The sequence below is a fragment of the Nocardia noduli genome (genome assembly GCF_019038455.1).
GTDB lineage: Bacteria > Actinomycetota > Actinomycetes > Mycobacteriales > Mycobacteriaceae > Nocardia > Nocardia noduli.
Genome location: NZ_JAFMPL010000187.1, coordinates 1 through 7,109, shown reverse-complemented (window position 1 = coordinate 7,109; position 7,109 = coordinate 1). Strand labels below are relative to the sequence as shown.

Below are 7,109 nucleotides of genomic sequence, written 5' to 3'. Positions count from 1 at the left end.
GGTACGGGGGCGGTGGCGGTCGCGGGTACGGGGACGGTGTCCCGGGTTCTCACGTGCCGGGCCGTCACGTGCGAGGCCGAACGACAACAAGGGGGTAGCGCGATGGCGGGCGAGAACACGTCGACCGAGCCGGGACGGCTGATCAGGGCGGCGGGCGATCGGGCATTCCTGGTGACCGCGTCGCCCCCCGCTGTCGCCGCGGAACTGCGCGCTGTCGAGGGGGTGCGGGATGTGCTGCCCGCGGCGGAAACCGTGCTGGTGACCCTCGATTCGGTCGGTGACGCGCACCGGGTCCGTGCCCGACTCGAACAGATCCTGCGGGAGCGCTCCCCTGAAAACTCACGGTCCGCCGCGTCTTTCGAATCCGACGCCGAACCCGTCCGCATCGAAGTCGAATACGACGGCGCGGACCTGACGGAGGTGGCTCGCCTGCTGGACATGAGCGTGTCCGAGGTGATCGCCGCGCATACCGGGACGGTGTGGCATTGCGGATTCATCGGTTTCGCACCGGGTTTCGGCTATCTAAGCGCGCCGGACGGACGTCTGGACGTTCCGCGCCTGGCACAGGCCCGCACCGTGATTCCGGCGGGCGCGGTGGCACTGGCGGGCGGGTATTCGGCCGTGTATCCGCGTGCGACACCGGGAGGTTGGCGACTCATCGGTCGCACCGCGACGCCGATGTGGGATATCGATCGCGATCCGCCCGCGCTGATCCGCGCGGGCACCTCGGTGCGTTTCGTGGCGGCGGGGCGATGATCGTCGTCGAACAGGTCGGACCGTTGGCCACCATCCAGGATCTCGGCAGGCCCGGCTGGTTCGGTTCCGGTGTCGGGCCGTCGGGCGCGGCCGATCGGGCCTCGTCCGCACTCGCCAACCGCCTGGTCGGCAATCCCGAATCCGCCGCGCTACTCGAGGTTCTGGTCGGCGGCGTGGTGCTGCGCGCCGATCGCCACCACACCCTCGCGGTGACCGGCGCACCCGCGCCCGCCACGGTCGACGGCACCCCGGTCGGACCCGCAAGCGTGCTCGAACTCGAAGCGGGACAGACCCTTCGGCTCGGTATGGCGCAACGGGGACTGCGCAGCTACATCGCCGTGCGCGGCGGTATCGATATCGGGCCGGTGCTCGGCTCGCGCAGTCTCGACACCATGTCGGGTATCGGCCCGCCGCCGGTGCGAGCCGGTGACCTGCTGCCCGTCGGCCCCGCGCCACGCACCTATCCGATCGTCGACCTCGCCCCGGTGGCGCAACCGGAAGCGGGCACCCTCACCGTGCACGCCATGCTCGGCCCCCGCGACGACTGGTTCGTCGAACCGAACGCGCTGTTCGAGGGCGAATGGTCGGTCTCCCCCGATGCCGACCGCGTCGGCGTCCGGCTCGAACGCCGTACCGGTCCGCCGCTGCGTCGCCGGAGCGAGGACGAATTGCGCACCGAGGGTGTGGCACTGGGCTCGATCCAGGTTCCGCCGAGCGGGAATCCGGTGATCTTTCTCGCCGATCATCCGATCACCGGTGGCTATCCGGTGATCGCGGTGGTGCTCGACGCCGAGGTCGATCTGTTGGCGCAGGCCCGTCCCGGGCAGGCGCTGCGCTTGCGCCCGCCTCCTCGCTAGGGTCCGATCGCTACTCCGTCATCGAGGCGAATCCAGCTTCGCCCGCATGAGATACACGTTGTAGCTGTCCCACGCCGACACCGTGAAATACAGGTCGGTATCGGTCGACCACGGATGGATGAAGCCGCCGTAGGCCTTCGGGTAGTCCAGGGTGGAGGCCACCGGGACGGAATCGCTCCACACGCCCTGCGGTGTCGCGGCCTGTCGCAGCACGATCGAGGCCTTCAACGGATCGAGATACATCATCTGCCAGCGGTCGGCCGTCGCGTCGTACCGCACGGACAGTTCGCTGGCGATGCCTCGGAACAGCGGCGTCGCCTGGTTCTCGGCCGCGGGCGCCCAGCTGCCGTCGACCCAGTACTGGTAGGCGGATTTGTTGAGCACTTCGTCCTTGTCCACCCTGGCCAGCCCGGTGACGCCGAGCCTGCCGTTGGGGGTGCCGAACATGTACACGTGCTCCCCGTGCGGGACCATCGCGGCCACCTGGAAACGGCCGAACCCGAAGATGTTGTCCCACCTGGCGTGCTGATCCTTGGTCCAGGTGCTGCCGCCGTCGTCGGAGTAGGCGATGCCGCCGAAGTTGGTCGACCACATGCCGGGGGTCCGGCTCCAGTGGTTGATCGACATATAACTCAGGTATTGCCGTTTCCCGATGGCGAAACCCGAGGTCGGGATGACGGTGGTCTCCCAGTTCTTGATCTTGCGGCTGGACAGGAATTCCGCGGCGTGACAACGGCTGTCCTGGACCATGGTGTCGATGACGAGGCCGTCGGACAGATCACGATCGGTGCTGAAACCGAGCACATTGCTGCGCCAGTCCGGTCCGCCGAAGCGGCCGTACTGCCAGCCGTCGCCGAAGGTGTCGCCGAAGGCCATCGCGATCTTGCCCGGTTCGGTCTCCCACATCAGCCCGAGATCGGTGCCGTCCACCTGCCAGCGCATATCGGTGCGGTTGATCGATCCGTGCCCGGTCACCTGGCCGATCATGTCGACCGCGCCGAGCCGGGGTGTGCCGAGGGGCCGGGCGACCGGACCCGGTTCCACCGGATGCACGACGTGCGGCGGCGCGGGTTGCGGAGTGTCGCCCTCGCCCCCCGGTACCGGAATCGGAATGGGTTCGATCTCGGGCCGCAGTTCGATCCTCGGCAGCTCGAGTGCGGCCGACCCGGATCCGGATCCCGACGCGGAACCGGAATTCGAGCCCGACCCTGACCCGGTATCGGGCGCGGTGGACTCCGACTCGTGCGACTCCTCGACCGGTTTCGGCGTGTCCCGTACATCCGGGCACGGGTTTCGGCAGGGATCGGTGGGCAGCGGCTCGGCGACGATACGGGTGTTGTCCTGGGGCGGATCGGGCACCGTGACCGGGGTGATCTCGGGCACGGGAACCCAGATGTCGATCACCGGCGGGATATCGATCGCCGGCGGGGGCGGCAGGCTCGGATCCGGTTGGCGCGCCAGCGGATCGAAGCCGACCTCGCCGCAGACATTCGTCGGCGGCGGCAGCCACGGCGCAGGCGCGGCGGACGCGGAGGGCACGAAGGGCGCGGGCAGCGAGAGTGCCCCGAGTAGCGCGACACCGAACAGCGCGGGTGCCTCCAGCTTCCCCGGCAGCAGGCCCATATGTATCGACTCCCCGTTGGTTCGGATCGAAGCAAGATCAACCTACCGGATCGGACTCCGTCGGGCCGGGTACCGGACCCATGCGCCGACCACTGATCACACGGAACCGGATGCGGCCCACTCGCGTCCAATCAGATATGAACGAGATCGAGTACGTGTTCGGCACGGGCGACGGCACGGTCCACGTCTGGGCTTCCCAGGCCGACCTGGATCTGGCGCGGACCGGCACCACCGACGCGGTCCAACTGGATTTCGACGGTGACGGTCTCGCCGACGACGCCCTCTGGGATTCCGCGGGTACCGGGTCAGCCGATATCGCGGCACTGGACCTGGACGACGACGGCGTGCTCGACCACTTCTATACCGACCCGACCGAACTGGGCATCTGGGATCACCGGATCACCGGTTCCGCCGAGGACGCCGAGCAGGAGCCATTGGACTGGATCCTGCGCACGGGTCCGTTTCCGGACACGAGTCCCGAATCGAACAATGTGGTCGCCGAGGGCCTTTCCGCGGCACTCGCGGAATACCCTGTCGCACCGTTCGAAACAACAGTGCGGGATATCGATGTAGTCCCCGACGATGTACCCGAACTGCTCGAACACACCGTCACGGTGTGCTCGGATCGGCGGGGCCGCATAGTCGAGGGGCCTACCGAACCCGGCGTCGGCACTGCCGACGGCGCCGATCCGTCTCCCTCCGACTCCCCCTAGCCGACCGCCGCAGGCGGGCGCCGATCCGCGGCACGGCCTCGCCGCAGCACGAGCAGGACGGCCACGATCCCGCAGCAGTAGATGACCGCGCCCGCGATGACGAGGGGCAGCGAACGCCCGTCGGGCGGGATGACGAGCGCGGCCGTCGCGAGGGCGAGCACGAAGGCGATATTGAAAACCGTGTCCTGGAGTGCGAATACCTGGCCGCGTCGGGCGTCATCGATATCGATCTGCATGGTGGCGTCTCCGGTCAGCTTGATCGTCTGCCCGGCCAAGCCGAACAGGAACGCGCCGAGCAGGAGCATCTGGTGCGCTCGATCGGCCGCGGCGCCGGTCTCGGCCACCGCGATCGGGGTCACCAGCGTCACCTGAACGACCGCCGCGGTGCACAGACCGATGATCACCGTGCGCGGGCGTCCCCAGCGCGGGATCAGCAGCGGCGCGATTCCGGCCGCGACCAGCATGCCCGCGGCGGTCGCGGCGATGGCGACGCCGAATCCGATCAGGCCGGAACCGAGTTCCGAGCCCTGGTCGGCGGGCTGGCGCAACACGAGCACCATGAGCAGGGTGTTGACACCGAACACGATCCGATGGGTGCCGATGCCGAGCATCGCGGTGCTCACCTGCGCGGATTGCCACACGGCTCGCGCGCCGGTGCGCAGTCCGGTGGCGATCGCGTGGATCGCGCTCGCCGCCCCCGCCGCGCCCGGTTCCGGCCCGAGCGTGTGCGGCCGGAATCGGGCCGCGATCACGGCGCTGACGATCGATCCGGTGCCGCTGGCCGCCACCGCGACCGCGGCGCCGGTGTCACCGGGCCCGATCAGCCCGATGATCGCCACCGCCGCCGCGGCGCCGATCCCGGCGCACGCGGAAGCCGCCGTCGCGAGTACCGAATTCATCGGTACCAGCCATTCCTGCGCGAGCACCCTCGGCAGAGCCGCGGAGACCCCCGCCATCACGAACCGGCTCACCCCGACCACCGCGAGCGCGAGCAGTAGTAGCGGCGTCTCCCCGGCTCCGGCGAACAGCGCGCCCGCGGCGACAGCGATGAGCACGGCACGCAACACCGCGGCCACGAGCAGGACGGCACGCCGGTCCCAGCGGTCGAGCAGGGCGCCCGCGTACGGTCCGATCAGGGAATACGGCAGCAGCAGGACGGCGAAACCCGCCGCGATGGCGAGCGGGTCGGTTTCGCGTTCCGGGTTGAACAGGATCGCGCCCGACAGCGCGGCCTGGAACATTCCGTCGCCGAACTGTCCGGAGAAACGGATGATCGCCAGTCGCGCGACGGCCGGATTGTTCCGCACCGCCGTGCGCCACGCCGTCCAGCGCGGTGGCGGCGGCTCGCCGGCCGGTAGCGGGCTTTCGGGGCGAGCGGTTGGCACCCTGCCGATTGTGCCCTCCCGCTCACCCCGCTCGGTCACGCGGGATGTGAGGAATCGAGTGTCTGCACCAGGGCGCTGATGGTTTGCCGCATATCGGGCGCCATCGGCAGCCTGTCCAGCGCGGACGCGTCGATCCACGCGTAGGCATCGTGTTCGCCGGGCGCCACCGAGACCTTCCCCGGGTAGGCCTCGACGACGAAGTTGAACTTGCGCACCCTGGCCTTGGTGCGGGTGGCGTAGTCGATGGCACCGAGGAATTCGGTGATGTCGCGCACGCGCAGCCCGGTCTCCTCGAACAGTTCGCGTGCGACGCATTCGGCGAAGGTCTCCCCCGATTCGACGCCGCCGCCGGGCAGTTCGTACATCCCGCCGTGGTAGTCGTTGGGCACCCGGCGGACTACCAGGAGTTTGCCGTCACGGAAGACCGCCACACCGACGACGAAATCGCCGATGTCGTCAGCGCGCGCGGCCGCGCGGAGTTCGTGCTCGATGCCGTTGAGTTGCTCGAATCGCATCTGCCTGTCACCTCCGGTTTGCGTTGTGCCGCATCACCTTACGTATCCGGCCTCGTCCTGTTCGCCAGTCTTGTTCGCGGTACCCTACTCGGCCCCGCGGCGGGTCCGCCTACCGGCGGTTGGTGCTCGCCATCCGTTCACCCGCTGGTCGCTCGCGTAAAATGCCGAGTGCACGACAATTTACTAGGAATTCGGAGTACCGCGTCGGATGTACTCCTACCCTGAAAGGCGATCGGTGCACGGTCCCGAGAGGAGGGCCTCGATGTCCACACTCACGACACCACACATCGATGTCCATCGCGGCGGAGACCGCATGAAGACACGAGTTTCCTGGCTGGATTCGAAGCATTCGTTCTCCTTCGGAGAACACTACGACCCGGACAACACCCACCACGGCCTGCTGCTGGTGAACAACGAGGACGTCGTGCTGCCCGGTCAGGGCTTCGACACCCACCCGCACCGGGATATGGAGATCGTGACCTGGGTGCTCGGCGGCAGCCTCGTGCACCAGGATTCGCTCGGCCACAACGGTGTCATCTATCCCGGCCTCGCCCAGCGGATGAGCGCGGGCACCGGGATTCTGCATTCGGAGAAGAACGACTCGTGGCGCCTCGACGGCACGGCCGAACACGACGAGCCGGTGCATTTCGTCCAGATGTGGGTGGTTCCGGACGAACCCGGCATCGAACCCGGATATCAGCAGCTGGAGATCGACGGCGAGTTGTCCTCCGGTGCGCTGGTGACGGTCGCCTCCGGTCTGCCGCGGTATCGCGATCGCACCGCCATCGCCATCGGGAGCAGCCACTCGGCGTTGCATGTGGCGCGGATGTCCGGTGATCAGGAGCGGGCCGTCGACCTGCCGGACGCGCCGTACGCGCACGTCTACGTCGCCCGCGGCGAGGTGGAGATGGAAGGCGTGGGAACCCTCTACGAGGGTGACGCGGTCCGTCTGACCAGGACCGGCGGACAGCGGGTGACGGCGAACGGACCGGCCGAGATCCTGGTGTGGGAGATGCACGCGCGGCTCGGTGGCGCCTGATCGGCGGGGCCCGCCACGCCGACGGTGTCGCGCGGCACGGCGCGGTGCACTGTTCGTCCCATTAACATCCTGACCCAGGGGGCACGATCAGTAGGCAGTGAGCCGCGTGAGCGCGCCCGACCGGACCGTGCCTCCGCCGAGGTGGGGCCGAGCAACCGCTGACAGCCGCTGCGCCGACGGAGAGGAAGTCCATGTCGCAATACCCGCCCCCGGGTCAGTAC

At 68.6% G+C, this 7,109-nt stretch carries 7 protein-coding genes; 4 read left to right on the top strand and 3 right to left on the bottom strand.

Annotated elements, in window-relative coordinates:
* The first annotated feature begins 102 nt into the window (after positions 1-102).
* Positions 103-756 (top strand): 5-oxoprolinase subunit B family protein, encoded by a 654-nt coding sequence (locus JZ792_RS40355; protein ID WP_216918162.1) that lies wholly within the window; start codon positions 103-105, stop codon positions 754-756.
* Positions 753-1,613, top strand: coding sequence for a 5-oxoprolinase subunit C family protein (locus JZ792_RS40350; RefSeq protein ID WP_216918160.1), 861 nt, complete (start codon positions 753-755; stop codon positions 1,611-1,613). The genes JZ792_RS40355 and JZ792_RS40350 overlap by 4 nt, the downstream gene beginning before the upstream one ends.
* An 18-nt stretch (positions 1,614-1,631) precedes the next feature.
* Here JZ792_RS40350 and JZ792_RS40345 read toward each other — a convergent pair whose 3' ends face one another.
* The gene (locus JZ792_RS40345) at positions 1,632-3,236 is read right to left on the bottom strand and encodes a glycoside hydrolase family 183 protein (RefSeq protein WP_216918159.1); all 1,605 of its coding nucleotides are present in this window, start codon (positions 3,234-3,236) and stop codon (positions 1,632-1,634) included.
* Positions 3,237-3,373: 137 nt separating this feature from the next.
* Between JZ792_RS40345 and JZ792_RS40340 the strand changes: the two genes are divergently transcribed.
* Positions 3,374-3,949: a hypothetical protein gene (locus JZ792_RS40340; protein WP_216918158.1), complete on the top strand. Its 576-nt coding sequence runs from the start codon at positions 3,374-3,376 to the stop codon at positions 3,947-3,949.
* Here the strand turns inward: JZ792_RS40340 and JZ792_RS40335 are convergent.
* Together JZ792_RS40335 and JZ792_RS40330 are read right to left on the bottom strand one after the other, a co-directional pair.
* The gene (locus JZ792_RS40335; RefSeq protein ID WP_438804441.1) at positions 3,946-5,334 is read right to left on the bottom strand and encodes an MFS transporter; all 1,389 of its coding nucleotides are present in this window, start codon (positions 5,332-5,334) and stop codon (positions 3,946-3,948) included. The two genes, JZ792_RS40340 and JZ792_RS40335, sit on opposite strands and share 4 nt — an antisense overlap.
* Positions 5,335-5,369: 35 nt before the next feature.
* Complete coding sequence (locus JZ792_RS40330) at positions 5,370-5,849, bottom strand: NUDIX hydrolase (protein WP_216918157.1); 480 nt, start codon at positions 5,847-5,849, stop codon at positions 5,370-5,372.
* Between the two features lie 262 nt (positions 5,850-6,111).
* Between JZ792_RS40330 and JZ792_RS40325 the strand changes: the two genes are divergently transcribed.
* Positions 6,112-6,888 carry a pirin family protein gene (locus JZ792_RS40325; protein ID WP_216918156.1) on the top strand — a complete coding sequence of 259 codons (777 nt, stop codon included), beginning with the start codon at positions 6,112-6,114 and terminating at the stop codon, positions 6,886-6,888.
* Positions 6,889-7,109 lie beyond the last annotated feature (221 nt).